The organism is Pseudomonas sp. NPDC089534 (assembly GCF_044749305.1).
Lineage (GTDB): Bacteria > Pseudomonadota > Gammaproteobacteria > Pseudomonadales > Pseudomonadaceae > Aquipseudomonas > Aquipseudomonas ekonensis.
The window spans coordinates 69,075-88,464 of the sequence record NZ_JBIVHR010000006.1 but is presented as its reverse complement, the minus strand read 5'-3'; the positions used below and the strand labels follow the sequence as shown (position 1 = coordinate 88,464).

15 protein-coding genes are annotated in these 19,390 nt (G+C 65.4%); 11 read left to right on the top strand and 4 right to left on the bottom strand.

All coding sequences use genetic code 11. From position 1 onward, the window contains the following. Positions 1-62: 62 nt before the first annotated feature. Positions 63-299 (bottom strand): hypothetical protein, encoded by a 237-nt coding sequence (locus ACIP0B_RS03315; RefSeq protein WP_400829761.1) that lies wholly within the window; start codon positions 297-299, stop codon positions 63-65. A 184-nt stretch (positions 300-483) separates the two neighbouring features. Between ACIP0B_RS03315 and ACIP0B_RS03310 the strand changes: the two genes are divergently transcribed. Both ACIP0B_RS03310 and ACIP0B_RS03305 read left to right on the top strand, forming a co-directional pair. After that, on the top strand, positions 484-1,041 hold the full coding sequence (locus tag ACIP0B_RS03310) for an NADPH-dependent FMN reductase (protein ID WP_400829760.1): 558 nt from the start codon (positions 484-486) through the stop codon (positions 1,039-1,041). A 307-nt stretch (positions 1,042-1,348) separates the two neighbouring features. Then, positions 1,349-2,632, top strand: a complete 1,284-nt coding sequence (locus tag ACIP0B_RS03305; RefSeq protein ID WP_400829758.1) for an arsenic transporter — start codon at positions 1,349-1,351, stop codon at positions 2,630-2,632. A gap of 46 nt (positions 2,633-2,678) precedes the next feature. Here ACIP0B_RS03305 and ACIP0B_RS03300 read toward each other — a convergent pair whose 3' ends face one another. Beyond that, positions 2,679-3,629, bottom strand: coding sequence for a DUF1853 family protein (locus ACIP0B_RS03300; RefSeq protein WP_400829756.1), 951 nt, complete (start codon positions 3,627-3,629; stop codon positions 2,679-2,681). A gap of 115 nt (positions 3,630-3,744) precedes the next feature. Here ACIP0B_RS03300 and ACIP0B_RS03295 point away from each other — a divergent pair, with 115 nt between their 5' ends. From ACIP0B_RS03295 to pepN, 8 genes are all read left to right on the top strand, one after another. Then, positions 3,745-4,635: an NAD(+) kinase gene (locus ACIP0B_RS03295; protein ID WP_085583578.1), complete on the top strand. Its 891-nt coding sequence runs from the start codon at positions 3,745-3,747 to the stop codon at positions 4,633-4,635. Further along, positions 4,632-5,606, top strand: a complete 975-nt coding sequence (locus ACIP0B_RS03290; RefSeq protein ID WP_400829754.1) for a metallophosphoesterase — start codon at positions 4,632-4,634, stop codon at positions 5,604-5,606. Before ACIP0B_RS03295 ends, ACIP0B_RS03290 begins: the two co-directional genes overlap by 4 nt. A 57-nt stretch (positions 5,607-5,663) precedes the next feature. Further along, complete coding sequence (locus ACIP0B_RS03285; RefSeq protein ID WP_400829752.1) at positions 5,664-7,013, top strand: AAA family ATPase; 1,350 nt, start codon at positions 5,664-5,666, stop codon at positions 7,011-7,013. After that, positions 7,013-7,498 (top strand): hypothetical protein, encoded by a 486-nt coding sequence (locus ACIP0B_RS03280; RefSeq protein WP_400829751.1) that lies wholly within the window; start codon positions 7,013-7,015, stop codon positions 7,496-7,498. Before ACIP0B_RS03285 ends, ACIP0B_RS03280 begins: the two co-directional genes overlap by 1 nt. Beyond that, the gene (locus tag ACIP0B_RS03275) at positions 7,498-8,421 is read left to right on the top strand and encodes a tetratricopeptide repeat protein (RefSeq protein ID WP_400829749.1); all 924 of its coding nucleotides are present in this window, start codon (positions 7,498-7,500) and stop codon (positions 8,419-8,421) included. Before ACIP0B_RS03280 ends, ACIP0B_RS03275 begins: the two co-directional genes overlap by 1 nt. A 106-nt stretch (positions 8,422-8,527) precedes the next feature. Continuing rightward, the gene (locus tag ACIP0B_RS03270) at positions 8,528-8,788 is read left to right on the top strand and encodes a YeaC family protein (protein WP_400829747.1); all 261 of its coding nucleotides are present in this window, start codon (positions 8,528-8,530) and stop codon (positions 8,786-8,788) included. After that, on the top strand, positions 8,785-9,615 hold the full coding sequence (locus tag ACIP0B_RS03265) for a DUF2797 domain-containing protein (protein WP_400829745.1): 831 nt from the start codon (positions 8,785-8,787) through the stop codon (positions 9,613-9,615). The genes ACIP0B_RS03270 and ACIP0B_RS03265 overlap by 4 nt, the downstream gene beginning before the upstream one ends. A gap of 10 nt (positions 9,616-9,625) precedes the next feature. After that, positions 9,626-12,283 carry an aminopeptidase N gene (gene pepN, locus ACIP0B_RS03260; RefSeq protein WP_400829744.1) on the top strand — a complete coding sequence of 886 codons (2,658 nt, stop codon included), beginning with the start codon at positions 9,626-9,628 and terminating at the stop codon, positions 12,281-12,283. A gap of 128 nt (positions 12,284-12,411) precedes the next feature. Here the strand turns inward: pepN and katG are convergent, their stop codons facing one another. Then, complete coding sequence (gene katG, locus ACIP0B_RS03255; RefSeq protein WP_400829742.1) at positions 12,412-14,679, bottom strand: catalase/peroxidase HPI; 2,268 nt, start codon at positions 14,677-14,679, stop codon at positions 12,412-12,414. Positions 14,680-15,013: 334 nt separating this feature from the next. On the opposite strand from katG, the gene ACIP0B_RS03250 reads away from it, so the two are divergent. After that, positions 15,014-17,044 (top strand): TonB-dependent receptor, encoded by a 2,031-nt coding sequence (locus tag ACIP0B_RS03250; protein WP_400829740.1) that lies wholly within the window; start codon positions 15,014-15,016, stop codon positions 17,042-17,044. A gap of 48 nt (positions 17,045-17,092) precedes the next feature. Here ACIP0B_RS03250 and ACIP0B_RS03245 read toward each other — a convergent pair whose 3' ends face one another. After that, positions 17,093-19,303, bottom strand: coding sequence for an LTA synthase family protein (locus ACIP0B_RS03245; RefSeq protein ID WP_400829738.1), 2,211 nt, complete (start codon positions 19,301-19,303; stop codon positions 17,093-17,095). Positions 19,304-19,390: the final 87 nt, after the last annotated feature.

Below are 19,390 nucleotides of genomic sequence, written 5' to 3'. Positions count from 1 at the left end.
TGGGGTCAGTGGCTGAATCCTACCCCAACTCGGCACGGAAGACTTCTGCTCATAACGGCCGGTTATGAAGCGATGACGGAATCGGGTTCGCGGATCAGGGTGACGCCCGACTGAACCAGCAGGAATTCGTTCTCGTCGATCTTGTTGATGCGATCGCCGATTGCCAGCTTGTAGGTGGTGACGGGCTCCGTGCCGGTGATTCCGTCTGCCGACGGATTGGATTCCTGATACTCATGCACGGAATAAACGCGGCCTTCCGCATCTCTTGCATGGAACTGACCGACGAGTACTGCTGCCATCTGTTTAGAACCTCTGGAGATAAAACGCTGGATTGACGGCTGGGTAGACCGTCATCGAGCTCGGTAAGTTTTCCTACAGGAAAAAAATAATGGGTGCCTGCGGATTTCCCTTGTCGCCTGGTGAAAGCGCCGGCGGACCATCTATAACTACAGGCTCCTCCCACGGACAGTCGAGAGTCTTCCCATGAGCAATGTCTACAACGTCGCAGTAGTGGTCGGCAGCCTCCGCAAAGCGTCGCTCAACCGCAAGGTCGCCCTGGCGCTGGCGGAGCTGGCGCCGGCGAACCTCAAACTGAACATTGTCGAAATCGGCGATCTGCCGCTTTACAACGAAGACATCGACGGCGAGTCGCCGCCGGCAGCCTACAGGACTTTCCGTCAGCAAGTGGCTTCATCCGACGCAGTGCTGTTTGTCACTCCGGAGTACAACCGTTCGGTGCCGGCGCCGCTGAAGAACGCCATCGACGTCGGTTCCCGGCCCTACGGCAAAAGCGTCTGGGGCGGCAAACCAGGGGCGGTGATCAGCGTTTCGCCCGGCGCCATCGGCGGTTTCGGCGCCAACCAGCATCTGCGCCAGTCGTTCGTGTTTCTCAACGTGCCGTGCATGCAGCAGCCCGAAGCCTACCTGGGCGGCGCGGCTTCGGCGTTCGACGAGGCGGGCAAGCTGAACGAATCGGTGCGCCCGTTCCTTCAGGGCTTCATCGATGCCTACGGGCAGTGGGTGGAGCAGCACAAGAAGTGACCTGCCGACCGGTCTGACGGGGTGGCCTTGATGTCCTGCGGTGCCCCGGCTGACGCCATCGCGGGCAAGCCCGCTCCCACAGGAGTTGCGTTCCTGCCCTGACACCATCGGCAGCAGGCTGGCTCCCACGGTGTTCTGCGATGACCGCAAACGCTGCGTCCAACGGAGATCCCTGTGGGAGCCAGCCTGCTGGCGATGGCCTCGTGTCAGTCTCAATCAATGTGAATGACCGGCCGCTTCCGCAGGCTTCTTTCCTGCCCGAGATTCGGGCATTGTCCGCGTTTCCATTTCATGAAGGCTTTCGCGGATGCTGGCTGCGTCATTGATTTTCCTGCTGACCATCACCCTGGTGATCTGGCAGCCCAAAGGCCTCGGCGTCGGCTGGAGCGCGACGTTCGGTGCGGTGCTGGCGCTGCTGTTCGGCGTGGTGCACCTGTCTGACATTCCGCTGGTGTGGCAGATCATCTGGAACGCCACCGGCACCTTTGTCGCCCTGATCATCATCAGCCTGCTGCTCGACGAGGCCGGGTTCTTCGCCTGGGCCGCGCTGCATGTGGCGCGCTGGGGACGGGGCAGCGGGCGCAAGCTGTTCGCGTTCATGGTGCTGCTCGGTGCGCTGGTGTCGGCGCTGTTCGCCAACGACGGCGCAGCGCTGATCCTCACCCCCATCGTGATCTCGATGCTGCTGGCGCTGCGGTTTTCCCCCGCCGCGACCCTGGCGTTCGTGATGGGGGCGGGGTTCATCGCCGACACCGCGAGCCTGCCGCTGGTGGTGTCGAACCTGGTCAACATCGTTTCCGCCGACTTCTTCCGCATCGGCTTCAACCGCTATGCGGCGGTGATGGTGCCGGTCAACTTCGTCAGCGTGGCCGCGACGCTGGGGATGCTGCTGTGGTTCTTCCGGCGCGACATCCCCAAGGCCTACGACCCCGAGCAACTGGAACGCCCGGAAACGGCGATCCACGACAAGCCCACGTTCTACGCCGGGTGGGCGGTGCTGCTGATCCTGCTGGCGGGCTGTTTCGCCCTGGAGCCGTTGGGCATTCCGATCAGTTTCATTTCCGCCGCGTGCGCCGCGCTGCTGCTGGCCATCGCTGCCCGCGGGCACCGGATCTCCACGCGCAAGGTGATGAAAGAGGCGCCGTGGCAGATCGTGATCTTCTCCCTGGGCATGTACCTGGTGGTCTACGGCCTGCGCAACGCCGGGCTCACCGGCTACCTGGCCGGCTGGCTCGACGTCTTCGCCGGGTACGGCGTATGGGGCGCGGCGCTGGGCACCGGGGTGCTGACGGCGTTGCTGTCGTCGATCATGAACAATCTGCCGACGGTGCTGATCGGCCTGCTGTCCATCGACGCAAGCCAGGCCACCGGCGTGGTGAAGGAGGCGATGGTCTACGCCAACGTGATCGGCAGCGACCTGGGGCCGAAGATCACCCCGATCGGCAGCCTGGCGACCTTGCTCTGGCTGCATGTGCTGGCGCGCAAGGACATCCGCATCGGCTGGGGGTACTACTTCAAGGTCGGGATCGTGCTGACGGTGCCGGTGCTGCTGGTGACGTTGGCGGCGCTGGCCGTTCGGCTGTCCCTGTAACCGCGTCGACTTCATCGCCAGCAGGCTGGCTCCCACAGGGGAGGGCTCAAACCTGGCCCGGCACGTTCGGCCACAGGTCGGACACCAGGAACAGCCGCTCGGCCTCTTCCCATTCGCCGCGGGCGTTTTCGGTCAGGCGCACCATCAGTTGCGCTGGGGCCAGCGGTTCCAGCGCATCGAGCCAGGCCTGCAGGTGCCCGTTGCTCCAGGTCTGGTCCGCCGGGTAGTGGGCCGGCGCCAGCCAGGCGTGGCGGGGCAGGGGTTGCCAGCGTCCGGCCGGCCGCTGGGCGACGAACGCCGGCCAGTCCTTCTGGTGCAGCCAGCTGCCGCGCAAGTGCTGCGGATGGGCGCCGATGGGCGGCTGGGATTCTCCGGGCCACGGGTACAGCAGGTAGCCGCCGAGCCACAATTGCGCGCTGAACGGCCCGACGTCCAGCGCCGCCAGCGCTTCGCGGCTTTCCGGCCGGGCGGAGATCGGCAACTGGTGCTCGCTCAGGTGCGCCAGCTTGCGGTCCAGCCGGTCATGGCAACCGGGCCCCAGCCACCGCGCCGGATCCTGGCCGCCGCCGTTCTGCGGGCCGAGGTAAAGTTTGATCGCCAATTCCAGGTGGTGCACGCCGTCGCGGTCGCGCAGCAGCATGTCCAGCTCGCCCAGGGTGTGGCCCTCGCGGCGGATCGGCAGGTTGGCGGCAATCAGTTCGATGCCCGGCGCATGCTCCACGGCAAACTGCCACAGCCGTTCGTAATACAGGCCCAGCCGCCGGGTGCGGGCCTGGGACAGCCAGTGCAGCAGGCCGTAGCTGTCGCGGTCGAGCCGGCGCAGCCAATGCTCCAGCCGCTCGGGATCGCTCACCCAGTCGCTGGCGGCCAGCGGATGGCGCTGCGGCCACGGTGTGGCGGCCAGCATCGGCGGGGCGAGGATCACCCACGCCAGATCGCGCACTTCAGGGTGGCGCAACCGGTGGGGCAACGGGAGCAAATCGGGAAATAGGATCATCTTGCGAGCATAGCCCCAAACGCGGGTACGCCCTTGTGGCTGAAAGGATTTTGTCTATGCGCCGCTTTCGCCCATAATCGTGCTTTTCGCCGCCGCAGCCCCCCGCAGGAGTCCCATGGAGCAATTTCGTAATATCGGCATCATCGGTCGCCTGGGCAGTTCCCAGGTGCTGGATACCGTCCGCCGACTGAAACGGTTTCTGCTCGATCGTCACCTGCACGTGATCCTCGAAGACACCATCGCCGAAGTCCTGCCGGGCCACGGCCTGCAGACGTCCTCGCGCAAGATGCTCGGCGAGGTCTGCGACATGGTCATCGTCGTCGGCGGCGACGGCAGCCTGCTCGGCGCCGCCCGGGCGCTGGCGCGGCACAACATCCCGGTGCTGGGGATCAACCGCGGCAGCCTCGGCTTCCTCACCGACATCCGTCCGGACGAGCTGGAGGTCAAGGTCGCCGAAGTGCTCGACGGCCATTACCTGGTGGAGAACCGTTTCCTGCTCCAGGCCGAGGTGCGCCGCCACGCCGAGGCCATCGGCCAGGGCGATGCGCTGAACGACGTGGTGCTGCACCCCGGCAAATCGACGCGGATGATCGAGTTCGAGCTGTACATCGACGGCCAGTTCGTCTGCAGCCAGAAGGCCGACGGCCTGATCGTCTCCACGCCCACCGGCTCCACGGCCTACGCGCTGTCCGCCGGCGGCCCGATCATGCATCCCAAGCTCGACGCCATTGTGATCGTGCCGATGTACCCCCATACCTTGTCTGGGCGGCCCATCGTGGTCGATGGCAACAGTGAGCTGAAAATCGTCGTGTCCAAAGATATGCAGATCTACCCGCAAGTGTCCTGCGACGGGCAGAACCACTTCACCTGCGCGCCGGGCGACACCATCACCGTCAGCAAGAAGGCGCAGAAGCTGCGCCTGATCCATCCGCTGGACCACAACTACTACGAAGTCTGCCGCACCAAGCTCGGCTGGGGCAGCAGGCTGGGTGGCGGAGGCGAGTGATGCTCGATCCTGCGCGAAGTTACGACCTGATCGGTGACGTGCACGGCTGCGCCCTGACGCTGGAGCACCTGCTGGACCGGCTCGGTTACCACAAGCAGGGCGGGGTCTGGCGGCACCCGTCGCGCATGGCGGTGTTCGTCGGCGACATCATCGACCGCGGCCCGCGGATCCGCGAGGCGCTGCACATCGTCCACGACATGGTCGAGGCCGGCCAGGCGCTGTGCATCATGGGCAACCACGAGTTCAACGCCCTGGGCTGGAGCACGCCGGCGCTGCCCGGCAGCGGCAAGCAGTTCGTGCGCGAGCACACGCCGCGCCACGCGCGCCTGCTGCACGAGACCCTGACCCAGTTCGAGCAGCACCCGCACGACTGGCACGACTTCCTGCAATGGTTCTACGAGCTGCCGCTGGTGGTGGACGCCGGGCGTTTCCGGGTGGTGCACGCCTGCTGGGACGCCGGCATGATCGAGCCGTTGCGCGGCCTGTTTCCCGATGCGCGCATCGACGAGCATTTCCTCCAGGCCTCGGCCGTGCCGGGCAGCTTCGCCTGCACCGTGTTCGACCGCCTGCTGCGCGGCACCGACATGCGCCTGCCGGACGGCCTGACCATGACCAGCGGCGACGGCCTGGTGCGTTCGTTCTTCCGCACCAAGTTCTGGGAGGACGATCCGCAGACCTACGGCGACATCGTGTTCCAGCCCGACGCGCTGCCGGAGCCGGTCGCGCAGAAGCCGCTGACCTCGACCGAGAAAAACAGCCTGCTGCGCTACGGCATCGACGAGCCTTTGCTGTTCGTCGGGCACTACTGGCGCAGCGGCAAGCCGGCACCGATCCGGCCGAACCTCGCCTGCCTGGACTACAGCGCGGTGCTCTACGGCAAACTGGTGGCGTATCGCCTGGACCAGGAAACCCGCCTCGATCCGCACAAGTTCGTCTGGGTCGACGTCGAGCGGCCGGAGGTGCTGCGATGAAGCCGGGCCGGACGTTCAGTTCTTTCACTTCGCAATTGGCTGTCACAAGGATTCGCCATGGATGACACGACGCTGGATCAACTGGAGGCGGCATTGAGCGCCTCGCCGGGAAACGTCGCGCTGATCACCCTGCTGCTCAAGGCGTGCCTGGAGCGCGGAGATGTCGAGCGCGGGCTCAAGCTGATTCCCGAGGCGCTCGAACAGCAGGCGGACTTCGAGGCGCTCAAGCCGGTCGCCGCGCAACTGTACCTGGCGGACGGACAGGCGCACAAAGCGCTGTCCCTGGCCTCGGGCGATGACGCCGCGTCGCAGTTGCTGCGCGCGCGGGCGCTGGCGGACCTGGACCGCCTCAAGGAAGCCCAGGTGGAGTACCGGGCGGCGGTCAGCGCGAATCCGTCGCTGGAAGACATGGCGCTGTGGCGCCGGCTGAATGTGTCCGTCGTGGATTTCAAGGCCGGGGAAGGGCGTCCGAAACTGCGGGTGATCTCCAACGACGACACCGACCAGACCGAAGTCCGTCGCCTGCTGGCGCCGGACAACGGCACCGTCACCTTCGATGACATCGGCGGTCTGGACGAGCTGAAGAAGACCATCCACAAGAAAATCATCCTGCCGTACCAGAAGCCGGGGCTGTTCGATCGCTTTCGCAAGCGCGTCGGCGGTGGTGTCCTGCTGTACGGGCCGCCGGGCTGCGGCAAGACCTTGCTCGCCCGGGCCACGGCCGGGGAGTGCAAGGCCAAGTTCTTCAACGTGGAGATCTCCGATGTGCTGGACATGTACATCGGCGAGTCCGAACGCAAGCTGCACGCCTTGTTCGAACAGGCGCGGGCCCAGGCGCCGGCGGTGATGTTCTTCGACGAGGTCGAGGCGCTGGGCGGCAAACGCTCCAACACCCGTGAGTCGACCTCGTCGAAACTGGTCAGCACCTTCCTCTCGGAAATGGACGGCTTTGCCAAGAACAACCATGGCGTGCTGATACTGGCCGCGACCAACGTGCCGTGGTCTGTCGATTCGGCGTTCCGCCGTCCCGGCCGGTTCGACCGGGTGCTGTTCGTGCCGCCGCCGGACCGGGCGGCCCGGGAAAACATGCTGCAACTGATGGTCAAGGGCCGGCCGCTGGCCGCCGACATCGATTTCGAGTTCCTGGCCAGGCACACCTCGGGGTTCTCCGGAGCCGACCTCGGCGAACTGGTGGAAACCGCTGCCGATGAAGCCATTGAGGAGTCGATCAGCGAAGGCGCCGAGCAGCCGATCTGCGACCGCCATTTCAAGCAGGCCTTGAAGGAGGTGCGCGCCACCACGCTGGAATGGCTGACCACCGCCCGCAATTACGCGCGCTACGCCAACGAAGGCAACCAGTACGACGAAGTGCTGGCCTTCCTCGACAAACACGGCAAGGGACGCTGATGGGAACCCGAAGTGTGTACCGGATTGAAGACGAACCGCGCCCGGGTGGCCTGGCACGGTTTGCCGTGGCGCCGTTCTGGCCGTTGCTGGCCCTGATGATGGGCGGTCTGTGGCTGGGCTTGCCGTGGTTTGTGCTGAACTCGATCGCGGTGGGCAGTCCGACGCGGATCCGTGAGTGGGTCTGGGCCGGCGTGGGCGCGTCCGGCAGCGTGATCATCGGTCTGATCCTGATCAGCCTGCTGAAAAATGGCTACCTGACCACCCAGGCAGAGGTTCAGTACGCGCTGCTGGCATTGGTGGTCTGGAAACTCACCATCGGTTACGTGCTGTTCACACTGCAGAACGCCACCATCGAGCTGTATCAGTATTACGGCGGCGAGCTCAACCGCTTCGCGCCGCTGGTCGCCCTGGGCGGCGCCTTCGTGCTCAAAGGCGTGGTGGTCAAGCTGGTGCCTGCAACCCTTTGGTATCTGGTGGTGAGCTGATGAATACGTCCCAATTGCTGGAAATGGCCTACCAGCGGCTGCACGCCCATCACTATGACGGTGCCATCGACAGCCTGCGGCAATTGCTGGCCGATGACCCGGAATGCGGCGAAGCCCATGCGCTGCTGGCGCTGTGCCTGATTAGCCTCAGGCGGCTGCACGCGGCACGGCACGAAGCGTCGCTGGCGCTGGCGATGGATCCGTTGCTGCCGCTGGCGCACTACGCCGCGGCGACTGCCGACATGGCCGCGCGACGGTTCAAGAGCGCCGAGCAACACCTGCTGCAACTGCTCGAACTGGAGCCGGGCGAGCCGAGCTATTACCGCAGCCTGGCCGATCTGTTCCAGCTCACCGGGCGTCTGAGCCAAAGCCAGCCGCTGCTGGAAAAGGCACTGGAGCTCGATCCGGAGGGCGCGGCCAATCTGGTGGCCATGGCGGAATACCATATGGCCTGCGGTCACTGGGAACAGGCCGAAGGCTTTGCCCGGCAAGCGCTGCAGGCCGACCCCGGGCATGCGGCGGCCGTGGTGGTGCTGGGCCGTCTGCTGCTGCGCCAGGGCGACATCAACGGCGCACGCGAGCACGCGATCTGGGCCCTGCAGGAAAACGCCAACAACGTGGCGGCACTGAGCCTGCTGACCGCCGTCAAGGCGCGCAGCAATCTGTTCATGGGCCTCTGGTGGCGCTTCAACAGCTGGATGACCGAGCGCAGCAGCACCCGGGCCATCATTTTGTTGCTGGCGATGTTCGTGGTCTACCGGATCACGGTCATCACCGTCACGGCCCAGGGTTATCCCGGTGCCGCCGAGGTCATCGACTGGGTCTGGCTGGGTTTCGCCCTCTATACCTTCACCGCGCCGCAGATTTTCCGGCGGGCGATGGAGAAGGAACTGACCCAGGTAAAGCTTTCGAGGGAGTTCTAGGGCGGCAGGCGACACACCTGTCGATCCGTTCGCCCATCTGATGCCCGGCAGTGTGCCGGGGCATCGGCACCGTTAAACTAGCGACATTTTTTGGAGAGTGCTCAACATGTCGTCTTTTGCCGAACTGATCAAAAACATCACCCCCGACATCTACCAGAGCCTGAAACTGGCGGTGGAGATCGGCAAGTGGTCCGACGGCGGCAAGCTCACCGCCGAACAGCGCGAACTGTCGCTGCAGGCGATGATCGCCTGGGAGATCCAGAACCTGCCCGAGGAAGAGCGCACCGGCTACATGGGCCCGCAGGAATGCTCGTCGAAGTCGATCGAAGTGCCGAACATCCTGTTCAAGTCGGACGCCATCCATTGATCGAGATCGGCCGCGGTTCCATCAGCAAGATGTCGGCGCGCCTGGAAGGGGCCGACGTGCAGTACGCGTTTCGTCTGGACGACGTCGAGGTGCCGGTCAATCCGTTGATCGGCGGCACGCTGCGTCTGGAGTACCTGGGGGCGATCCACTGCACCCATTGCGGACGCAAGACCAAGACCAGCTTCAGCCAGGGCTACTGCTACCCGTGCATGACCAAGCTGGCCCAGTGCGACGTGTGCATCATGAGTCCCGAGCGCTGCCACTACGACGCCGGCACCTGCCGGGAGCCCGAGTGGGGCGAGAAGTTCTGCATGACCGACCATGTCGTGTACCTGGCCAACTCCTCCGGGATCAAGGTCGGCATCACCCGCGCCACCCAGTTGCCGACCCGCTGGCTCGACCAGGGCGCCAGCCAGGCGCTGCCGATCCTGCGCGTCGCCACCCGGCAGCAGTCGGGGTTCGTCGAGGATCTTCTTCGCACCCAGGTGGCCGACAAGACCAACTGGCGCGCCTTGCTCAAGGGCGATGCCGAAGCGGTGGACCTGGCGCAGGTGCGCGACCGTCTGTTCGACAGCTGCGCCGAAGGCCTGCTGGGCTTGCAGGAGCGATTCGGCCTACAGGCGATTCAGAAAGTTACCGACGTACAACCACTGGAGATCCGCTATCCGGTGGAGCAATACCCAGCCAAAATCGTCAGCTTCAACCTGGACAAGAACCCGATTGCCGAAGGCACCCTGTTGGGGGTCAAGGGCCAGTACCTGATCTTCGACACCGGCGTGATCAACATTCGCAAGTACACGGCCTACCAGCTCGCCGTGCATCAATAAGGACGCCAGCATGCGCACCGAACAACCGAAGATGATCTACCTGAAGGACTATCAGGCGCCCGAGTACCTGATCGACGAAACGCACCTGACCTTCGAGTTGTTCGAGGATCACAGCCTGGTGCACGCGCAACTGGTGATGCGCCGCAACCCGGCCCGCGGCCCGGGCCTGCCGCCGCTGGTGCTCGACGGCCAGCAGCTGGAGCTGCTGTCGGTGACCCTGGCCGACCGCGAGCTGGGCGCCGCCGACTACCAGGTGACCGACAGCCACCTGACCCTGCACCCGGCCAGCGAGACCTTCACGGTCGACACCAGCGTGCGCATCCACCCGGAGAGCAACACCGCGCTGGAAGGCCTGTACAAGTCCGGCAGCATGTTCTGCACCCAGTGCGAGGCCGAAGGGTTCCGCAAGATCACCTATTACCTCGACCGCCCGGACGTGATGAGCAAGTTCACCACCACCGTGGTGGCCGAGCAGCACAGCTATCCGGTGCTGCTGTCCAACGGCAACCCGGTCGCCTCGGGCCCCGGCGAGGACGGCCGGCACTGGGCGACCTGGGAAGACCCGTTCATGAAACCGGCCTACCTGTTCGCGCTGGTGGCCGGTGACCTGTGGTGCGTCGAGGACAGCTTCACCACCATGAGCCAGCGTACCGTGGCGCTGCGCATCTATGTCGAGCCGGAAAACATCGACAAGTGCCAGCACGCCATGAACAGCCTGAAGAAGTCGATGCGCTGGGACGAAGAGGTCTACGGCCGCGAGTACGACCTGGACATCTTCATGATCGTCGCCGTGAACGACTTCAACATGGGCGCCATGGAGAACAAGGGCCTCAACATCTTCAACTCCAGCGCCGTGCTGGCCCGTGCGGAGACCGCCACCGACGCCGCGCACCAGCGGGTCGAGGCCATCGTCGCCCACGAATACTTCCACAACTGGTCGGGCAACCGCGTGACCTGCCGCGACTGGTTCCAGCTGTCGCTCAAGGAAGGCTTCACCGTGTTCCGCGACGCCGGCTTCTCCTCGGACATGAACTCGGCCACGGTCAAGCGCATCCAGGACGTGGCCTACCTGCGCACCCACCAGTTCGCCGAAGACGCCGGGCCCATGGCCCATGCCGTGCGCCCGGACAGCTTCATCGAGATCTCCAACTTCTACACCCTGACCGTGTACGAGAAGGGCTCGGAAGTGGTCGGCATGATCCACACGCTGCTGGGCGCCGAGGGCTTCCGCAAGGGCAGCGACCTGTACTTCCAACGCCACGACGGCCAGGCCGTGACCTGCGACGACTTCGTCAAGGCCATGGAAGACGCCAACGGGGTCGACCTGACCCAGTTCAAGCGCTGGTACAGTCAGGCCGGCACGCCACGCCTGGCGGTGAGCGAGTCCTACGACGCCGCTGCGAAGACCTACAGCCTGACGTTCCGCCAGAGCTGCCCGCAGACCCCGGACAAGGTGGAAAAGCTGCCGTTCGTGATCCCGGTCGAACTGGGCCTGCTGGACAGCCAGGGCAAAGCCGTTGCGCTGCGCCTGGCCGGCGAGGCTGCGGCACAGGGCACCTCCCGCGTGATCTCGGTGACGGAGGCCGAGCAGACCTTCACCTTCGTCGACATCGCCGAGCAGCCGCTGCCGTCGCTGCTGCGCGGCTTCTCCGCGCCGGTGAAACTCAGCTTCCCGTACAGCCGCGACCAGTTGATGTTCCTGATGCAGCACGACAGCGACGGCTTCAACCGCTGGGATGCCGGTCAGCAGCTGTCGGTCCTGGTGTTGCAGGAGCTGATCGCCCAGCAGCAGAAGGGCGAGCCTCTGGTGCTGGATCCGCGCCTGGTGTCGGCCCTGCGCACCGTGCTGGCCGACGAGTCCCTGGACCAGGCCATGGTCGCGGAGATGCTGTCGCTGCCGAGCGAGGCCTACCTGACCGAAATCAGCGAAACGGCGGACGTCGAGGCGATCCACACCGCCCGCGAATTCGCCCGCCGGCAATTGGCGGAGAACCTGTTCGAAGCGCTGTGGCTGCGTTACCAGGCCAACCGCGACCTGTCGAAGAAGACCCCGTATGTGGCCGAGGCCGAGCATTTCGCCCGCCGCGCGCTGCAGAACATCGCGCTGTCGTACCTGATGCTCAGCGGCAAGCCTGAGGTGCTCGCCGCCACGCTCGAGCAGTTCGACACCTGCGACAACATGACCGAGCGCCTGACGGCGCTGGCCGTGCTGGTCAACTCGCCGTTCGAAGAGCAAAAGGCCAAGGCCTTGGCCACCTTTGCCGAGCACTTCAAGGACAATCCGCTGGTCATGGACCAATGGTTCAGCGTGCAGGCCGGCAGCACCTTGCCGGGCGGCCTGGCGCGGGTGAAGGCGCTGATGCAGCATCCGGCGTTCAGCATCAAGAACCCGAACAAGGTACGCGCGCTGATCGGCGCGTTCGCCGGGCAGAACCTGATCAACTTCCATGCGGCGGACGGTTCTGGCTATCGCTTCCTGGCGGACCTGGTGATCGAGCTGAACGCTCTCAACCCGCAGATCGCTTCTCGGCAACTGGCGCCGCTGACCCGCTGGCGCAAATACGACATCGCCCGTCAGGCGCTGATGAAGGGCGAGCTGGAGCGGATCCTCGCGTCCGGCCAGCTGTCCAGCGATGTGTATGAAGTGGTGAGCAAGAGCCTGGCCTGATGTGGATGTGGGGGTGGCCCAAATGCCGGCCACCCCACGCTGGCTTGCCAGCGATGACGCCTGCCCCGTCAATGGGTCAGGGCCTGTCATCGCGGGCAGGCTCGCTCCTGCCGGTCTCGGCCTGACCGCTATTTCAGGTCAAACCGATCCAGCTCCATCACCTTGCTCCACGCCGCCACGAAGTCCCTGACGAACTGATCCTTCGCGTCGGTGCTCGCATACACCTCGGCCAGCGCACGCAGCTGCGCGTTGGAGCCGAACACCAGATCCACACGGGTCGCGGTCCACTTCACGTTGCCGGTCTTGCGGTCCTTGCCTTCGAACTCATCGGCGGCTTTCGACGTCGGCGCCCATTCGACGCCCATGTCCAGCAGATTGCGGAAGAAGTCGTTGGTCAAGGCGCCGGGACGGTCGGTGAACACGCCGTGTTGGCTCTGGCCGACGTTGGTGTCCAGCACCCGCAGGCCGCCGAGCAGGACGGTCATTTCAGGCGCCGACAGGGTAAGCAGCTGGGCCTTGTCGATCAGCAGCGCTTCGGCCGACACCCGGTAGGTGGCCTTGGCGTAGTTGCGGAAACCGTCGGTGTGCGGTTCAAGGAAACCGAAGGAATCCACGTCCGTCTGGTCTTGCGTGGCGTCGGTGCGGCCGGGCGAGAAGGGCACGGTGACCGAATGCCCGGCATTTTTGGCCGCCTGTTCGATGCCGGCGTTGCCGGCCAGCACGATCAGGTCGGCGAACGAGATTTTCGTGCCGCCGTGGCTGTCGTTGAACTGATTGCGGATGCCGTCGAGGGTCGCCAGCACCTTGGCCAGTTGCTCGGGCTGGTTCGCTGCCCAGAACACTTGCGGCGCCAGGCGCAGGCGTCCGCCGTTGGCACCACCGCGCTTGTCCGAACCCCGGAAGGTGGACGCGGAGGCCCAAGCGGTGGAGACCAGTTGCGACACCGTCAGCCCTGAGGCGAGCACCTTGCTCTTGAGCTCGGCGATTTCGCTGTCGCCCACCAGCGGGTGATCGACCGCCGGGATCGGATCCTGCCAGAGCAGTTCCTCGTTGGGCATTTCCGGGCCGAGGTAGCGGGACAGTGGGCCCATGTCGCGGTGGATCAGTTTGTACCAGGCGCGGGCGAAGGCGTCGGCCAGTTGATCGGGGTTGGCCAGGAAGCGCCGCGAGATCTGCTCGTAGGCCGGGTCGAAGCGCAGGGCCAGGTCCGAGGTCAGCATCGTCGGGTCGCGGCGTTTGCTGGGGTCGTGGGCATCGGGAATGGTGCCGGCGCCGGCGCCGTTCTTCGGTTTCCACTGATGGGCGCCGGCGGGGCTCTTGGTCAGCTCCCATTCGTAGCCGAACAGGTTTTCCAGGTAGTTGTTGCTCCATTTCGTCGGCGTGGTGGTCCAGGTCACTTCCAGGCCGCTGGTGATGGCGTCGCCGCCCTTGCCGGTGCCGAACGTGCTTTTCCAGCCCAGTCCCTGCTGCTCAAGGCCTGCCGCTTCCGGTTCCGGGCCGACATGGCTGGCGGGGCCTGCGCCGTGGGTCTTGCCGAAGGCGTGGCCGCCGGCGATCAGGGCCACGGTCTCTTCGTCGTTCATGGCCATGCGGCCGAAGGTTTCGCGGATGTCCTTGGCCGACGCCACCGGATCGGGATTGCCTTCAGGGCCTTCCGGGTTCACGTAGATCAGGCCCATCTGCACGGCGGCCAAGGGGTTTTCCAGATTGCGTTCGCCCTGATTGGTGCGGCTTTCCTCGCTGCCGTGGATGGCCGGTTCGGCCACCAGGGTGCCGTCGCCCGGCGGCTGCACGTCCGGGCCCTTGCCGTAGCGGTTGTCGCCGCCGAGCCAAGTGGTTTCCGAACCCCAGTACACGTCTTCATCGGGTTCCCAGACGTCCGGGCGGCCGCCGGAGAAGCCGAAGGTCTTGAAGCCCATGGACTCCAGCGCGACGTTGCCGGTCAGCACGATCAGGTCGGCCCAGGAGATGTTGCGGCCGTACTTTTGCTTGATCGGCCACAGCAGGCGCCGGGCCTTGTCGAGGCTGACGTTGTCCGGCCAGCTGTTGAGCGGTGCGAAGCGCTGCTGGCCGGAGCCGGCGCCGCCGCGGCCATCGGCGGTGCGGTAGGTGCCGGCGCTGTGCCAGGCCATGCGGATGAACAGCGGGCCGTAGTGGCCGAAGTCGGCCGGCCACCAGTCCTGGGAGTCGGTCATCAGCGCCGTCAGGTCACGTTTGAGGGCCTGGAAGTCCAGGCTCTTGAAGGCCTTGGCGTAGTCGAAGTCCTTGCCCAGCGGATCGGACTTGGGCGAATGCTGGCTGAGGATCTTCAGGTTCAGTTGGTTGGGCCACCAGTCGCGGTTCGTCGTGCCACCGCCGGCGGCGTGATTGAACGGGCATTTCGATTCGTTTGCCATGTCCGGGTCCTTATCAGGTCTTCTGCGGCCGGCTCGTGCCGACTTCGGACTAGTAAGGCTAGTCCCGAGTCCGCCAGTCGGCTAATAGGCCGACTATTGGAAGCCGATAGGGGAAAGCTTTCAGGTCTTTACGTGTCCATGCGCCGTGTCGATGCGTTGGCTGCCGCCGCGAAGTCCGCGTGCTTGAGCGGTCGCTGCGGATCTTTCGGCGAGAACAGTGATGGCAAATAGAAATGTTATTGTATAACATTAATTTTGTTTCATCCTGTCTCCGGCATGGCTTTTCGCAAAAGGCGGCCGGCGACGTTCACCTTTCTGCCCATGGAATTCAGAAATGCCCGCCCGTCCTTTCCAGCGTCGCCTGACGCCCCTGGCCACCGCGCTGCTGTTCGCATCGCCGGTGTTCGCCGCCGAAACCCTCGAACTGCAACCGCAGGTCATCACCGCCAACCCGCTGGGCAGCCAGACCCTCGCATCGCCGTCGACGGTGCTGTCCGGCGATGACCTGACCTTTCAGCAGAAGGGCAGCCTCGGCGAAACCTTGAACAAGCAACCGGGCGTTTCATCGTCGTACTTCGGCCCCGGCGCGAGTCGGCCGATCATCCGGGGCCAGGACGGCGACCGCATCCGCATCCTGCGCAACGGCGTCGGCGCGCTGGACGCCTCGTCGCTGTCCTACGACCATGCGGTGCCGCTGGATCCAGTCAACGTCGAGCGCGTCGAGATCGTCCGTGGCCCGGCGGCGCTGCTGTACGGCGGCAGCGCGATCGGCGGGGTGGTCAACACCTTCGACAACCGCATTCCCACCGAAGCCATCGAAGGCATCCACGGTGCCGGCGAGTTGCGCTACGGCGGCGCCGACACCACCCGCAGCAGCGCCGGCAAGCTGGAGGCGGGCAATGGCCAATTTGCCCTGCACGTAGACGCCAGCGCCCGTGAATTCAATGACCTGAAGATTCCCGGATACGCCAAGACCGGCCGCGAACGCGCCGACGATGACGGTGATTCGAAAAAGCACCGTCTGGCCAACAGCGACGGTCGCCAGGACGGCGGCGCGGTGGGCGGTTCCTACACCTGGGACGACGGTTATGCCGGTCTTTCCTACAGCCATTCCGATTCGAACTACGGCTCGCCCGCCGAAGACGACGTGCGCATCCGCATGCAACAGGATCACTACGCCTTTGCCTCGGAAATCCGCAACCTGGAAGGCCCCTTCAGTTCGCTGAAGTTCGACGCCGGTTACACCGATTACGAACACCGGGAAATCGAAGGCGGCGAGACCGGCACCACCTTCAAGAACAAGGGCTACGAAGCGCGGGTCGAGGCCCGGCACCAGCCGCTGGGGCCGCTCAACGGCGTGATCGGCGCCCAGGTCAGCCGCAATGAATTCTCTGCGTTGGGCGAAGAGGCGTTCGTGCCGCAGACCGACACCAACGCCGGCGCACTGTTCATCCTGGAGGAGCTGCAAGCCACGGACCGGTTGCTGCTGACCCTCGGCGGACGCCTGGAACACACCACCGTCGACCCGGACGCCAAAGGCAAGGAGCGTTTCGCCGAGGCCGACCGTTCCAGCAGCTTCACCGCCGGCAGCCTGTCGTCCGGCGCGGTGTATACCCTCACGCCCGTCTGGTCGGTCGCCGCGACCCTCGGCTACACCGAACGGGCGCCGACGTTCTACGAGCTGTATGCCAACGGTGCCCACGTGGCCACCGGTACCTATGAGGTCGGCGATGCCGGCCTGTCGAAAGAGAAAGCCGTCTCCAGCGACCTGGCGCTGCGCTTCGACAACGGCACCCACAAGGGCAGCTTCGGCGTGTTCTACAGCCGCTTCTCCAACTACATCGGCCTGTTGAGCACCGGTCGTACGCTCAACGATGAAGGCGAGCAAGACGCCGACGGCATGCCGGAATACGCCTATTCGGGCGTGCGTGCGCGCTTCAGCGGAATCGAGGCGCAGGACCGTTGGGAACTCGGCGAAAACGCCTACGGCAAATTTGCCCTGGAGTTGTCCGGCGACTACACCCGGGCGAAGAACCTCGACACCGGAGAAGACCTGCCGCGCATCGCGCCGCTGCGCCTCAACAGCGGGCTGCTCTGGAGCCTGGACCGTTGGCAGGCGCGGATCGATGTCGAGCACGCCAGCTCGCAGCACCGGGTGCCGGACAACGAAAGCAGCACGGACGGCTACACCACGCTGGGGGCCAATGTGGGGTACAACTTTGATGTCGGCCGGAGCAAATGGCTGGCTTTCGTCAATGCCGAGAACCTGACCAACCAGACCGTGCGCTACGCCAGCTCGATCCTGCGCGACATCGCGCCGGCAGAGGGGCGCAGCATTCAGGTGGGTTTGCGCACCACGTTCTGATCCACGGATCCGCCGACGTCCCGCGCTAGCTGGACGTCGGCGCCGGTATCAGCTCGATTGCGCGGTGTCGTCCGCCGGCACTTCGTCCAGCAGGTCGTCCTGGCCGGGCAGTTCGGTGATGACACTGAAGTCGCTGACCTCGACGGCGCCGGCTCCGTAGCCCAGCAGGTGGAACGAAAACGCCTTGCGCGCCAGCGGGTTGTCGAAGCTGAAATCCATCTCCAGCGGCTGGTCCGCGGTGGCGACCATTTCCGTCGGCAGGCCCAGTTGCACGTCCTGCTCCATCTCCTTGGCCTTGAGCTGGATGAACGCGGCCTGCGCCGGATCGACCGAGCGCACGGTCAGGCGCACGCGGGTGTGCGAACCCTTGGGCATCTCCAGGTATTGCGCGCCGATCAGGTTGTCGGCCCAGTCGTCCTTGATCTGCGCCTGCAGCGGGATGACGTTGGAGCTGCCGAACTGGTAGCGCTGGTTCAGCGGCGAACGCAGCAGCGACAGATCCAGCGCCGTCGCGCGGGCGGCGATCTGCCGCGCGCTCTGGCCGCTGGCGTTGTCCCTGAACGTGGCGCTGTCGGCGATGAAGCCGCTGCTTGCGTAGTCGCGGCAGCGGCGCGGCATGTCGCACTCGGTCAGCACGCCCTGGCCGTTGTGGTAGCGCAGCTTGCCGTTGGTGAAGGACATGATTTCGCGGCCCGTGTCGTAGTCGCGAAACAGCGAACGGCCGCTCAGGGCGGTGGGCACCGGCAGGTCGAAGTAGTCGAGGATCGACGCGCTCAGGTCGACATGGCCGTAGACCCCGGCATTCAGGCGCGGCAATTGCGCGTGCTCGGGGGCCAGCGTCAGGTTGAAGCCCCAGGACGAAGCCAGGCGCACGCCGTCGATGCCGTGGGATTCGTCCGAGGTGATCACCACCAGCGTGTCCTTGAGCACGCCCTGGCGTTCGAGGCCGGTCAGGAACACTTCCAGCGCATCGTCCAGATAGCCGACGGCGGCTTGCTTCGGCGTGTCGTAGCGTTGCAGGTAGTCGTCCGGCGCGGAGTAGGGCTGGTGGGTGCCGACGGTCAGCAGGGTCAGCATCCACGGCTGCTTCTGCTTCTTCAGTTGGGCGACGTAGTCCAGCGCGCCTTCAAAGAATGCCTTGTCGTCCTTGCCCCACGGGAATTCCAGGTAGTTGGCGTTGGTGAACCATTCAAGGCCATGGGTCGCATCGAAACCGATGTGCGGCATGATCTTGTCCTTGGCCATGAACCGCAGGCCGGCGCCTTGCAAGTAATGGGTGGCGAAACCGTGCCGGCGCAGCTGGGCCGGCAGGCAGGCCTGGTTGCGTTCGTTCTGGGTGAGCATCTCGACGCCCTTGGGTGTGCCGTTGTCGAGCTTGTCGTAATCGCCGCAGAGCATGGCGTACAGGCCGCGGATGGTCTGGTGGGTGTGCAGCACGTAGTCCGGGGTGTTCATGCCGCGCTCGGCCCAGCGGCTGAGGTGGGGCATTAGGTTGTCCCGGTAATGGCTGGCGATGGCCTCGCGGTTGGCGCCGATGTAGGCGCCGGGAATGCCTTCGAGGGCGACGATCAGGACGTTGCGGGCCTGTCCCGGAGCGCTCAGCAGCTTGTGGCCGTTCAGGTCCAGGTCGGTGAGCCCGGCCATCGGCGGGGCCGCCTGTTCGAGGTCGCCCGCCAGCCATTCTTCGGCCTGCATCTGGGCGTCGGCGACCTGGGCGGCGAGCAGTTGGTGGGGCAGGTTGTACAGGCGCCACGGGTCGGCGTCGCTGGGGGAGAGATGCTGCGCGCCCCAATGGGCACCGAACAGCACCAGCGGCGCCGCCCAGGCCGCGCGGGGCAGGGCGGGCACCGGGGCGGCGCGGTTGGCCCAGCGGGTCAGCAGCCACAGCGCCAGGGCCGCCAGCAGGGCCACGGCCACGCCGGGGTGGGCGAAGCCGCCGCCGGTGGAGTTCTCCACGAACTGCGGGTCGATCAGGTAATGCAGGTCCGCCGGGTTCGGCAGGCGTCCGACCGCACTCACCAGTTCGGCCGTCGCCACCGCCAGCAGCCCCCAGAACAGCAGCACCGGCAGCGCCAGCCACCACGGACGGCGGTGCAGCAGCACCACCAGCAGGCTGCCGATGGCCAGGTCCGACAGGTAGCCGAACGCGGACGACCACCCCAGCGCGGCGCGCAGGCACACTGGCACGATCAGCACCAGGGCGATCAGGGAGAGCAGGCGGGCGTGCGGGTGCCGCAACCGGTGCAAAAGAGCGTTCACAAAAAGACCTTCCAACCATCAAACCGTCATAAAAGTGTGCGCGATGATAACAAGGGCAGGCGTGCGGATCGCGTGATTAAACGCGGG

Coding starts and splice junctions, on each gene's coding strand:
- ACIP0B_RS03295 (WP_085583578.1), top strand. CDS start 3,745: ATGGAGCAATTTCGTAATATCGGCATCATCGGTCGCCTGGGCAGTTCC.
- ACIP0B_RS03305 (WP_400829758.1), top strand. CDS start 1,349: ATGCTGGCTGCGTCATTGATTTTCCTGCTGACCATCACCCTGGTGATC.
- ACIP0B_RS03250 (WP_400829740.1), top strand. CDS start 15,014: ATGCCCGCCCGTCCTTTCCAGCGTCGCCTGACGCCCCTGGCCACCGCG.
- pepN (WP_400829744.1), top strand. CDS start 9,626: ATGCGCACCGAACAACCGAAGATGATCTACCTGAAGGACTATCAGGCG.
- ACIP0B_RS03315 (WP_400829761.1), bottom strand. CDS start 299: ATGGCAGCAGTACTCGTCGGTCAGTTCCATGCAAGAGATGCGGAAGGC.
- ACIP0B_RS03310 (WP_400829760.1), top strand. CDS start 484: ATGAGCAATGTCTACAACGTCGCAGTAGTGGTCGGCAGCCTCCGCAAA.
- ACIP0B_RS03275 (WP_400829749.1), top strand. CDS start 7,498: ATGAATACGTCCCAATTGCTGGAAATGGCCTACCAGCGGCTGCACGCC.
- katG (WP_400829742.1), bottom strand. CDS start 14,679: ATGGCAAACGAATCGAAATGCCCGTTCAATCACGCCGCCGGCGGTGGC.
- ACIP0B_RS03280 (WP_400829751.1), top strand. CDS start 7,013: ATGGGAACCCGAAGTGTGTACCGGATTGAAGACGAACCGCGCCCGGGT.
- ACIP0B_RS03270 (WP_400829747.1), top strand. CDS start 8,528: ATGTCGTCTTTTGCCGAACTGATCAAAAACATCACCCCCGACATCTAC.
- ACIP0B_RS03300 (WP_400829756.1), bottom strand. CDS start 3,629: ATGATCCTATTTCCCGATTTGCTCCCGTTGCCCCACCGGTTGCGCCAC.
- ACIP0B_RS03285 (WP_400829752.1), top strand. CDS start 5,664: ATGGATGACACGACGCTGGATCAACTGGAGGCGGCATTGAGCGCCTCG.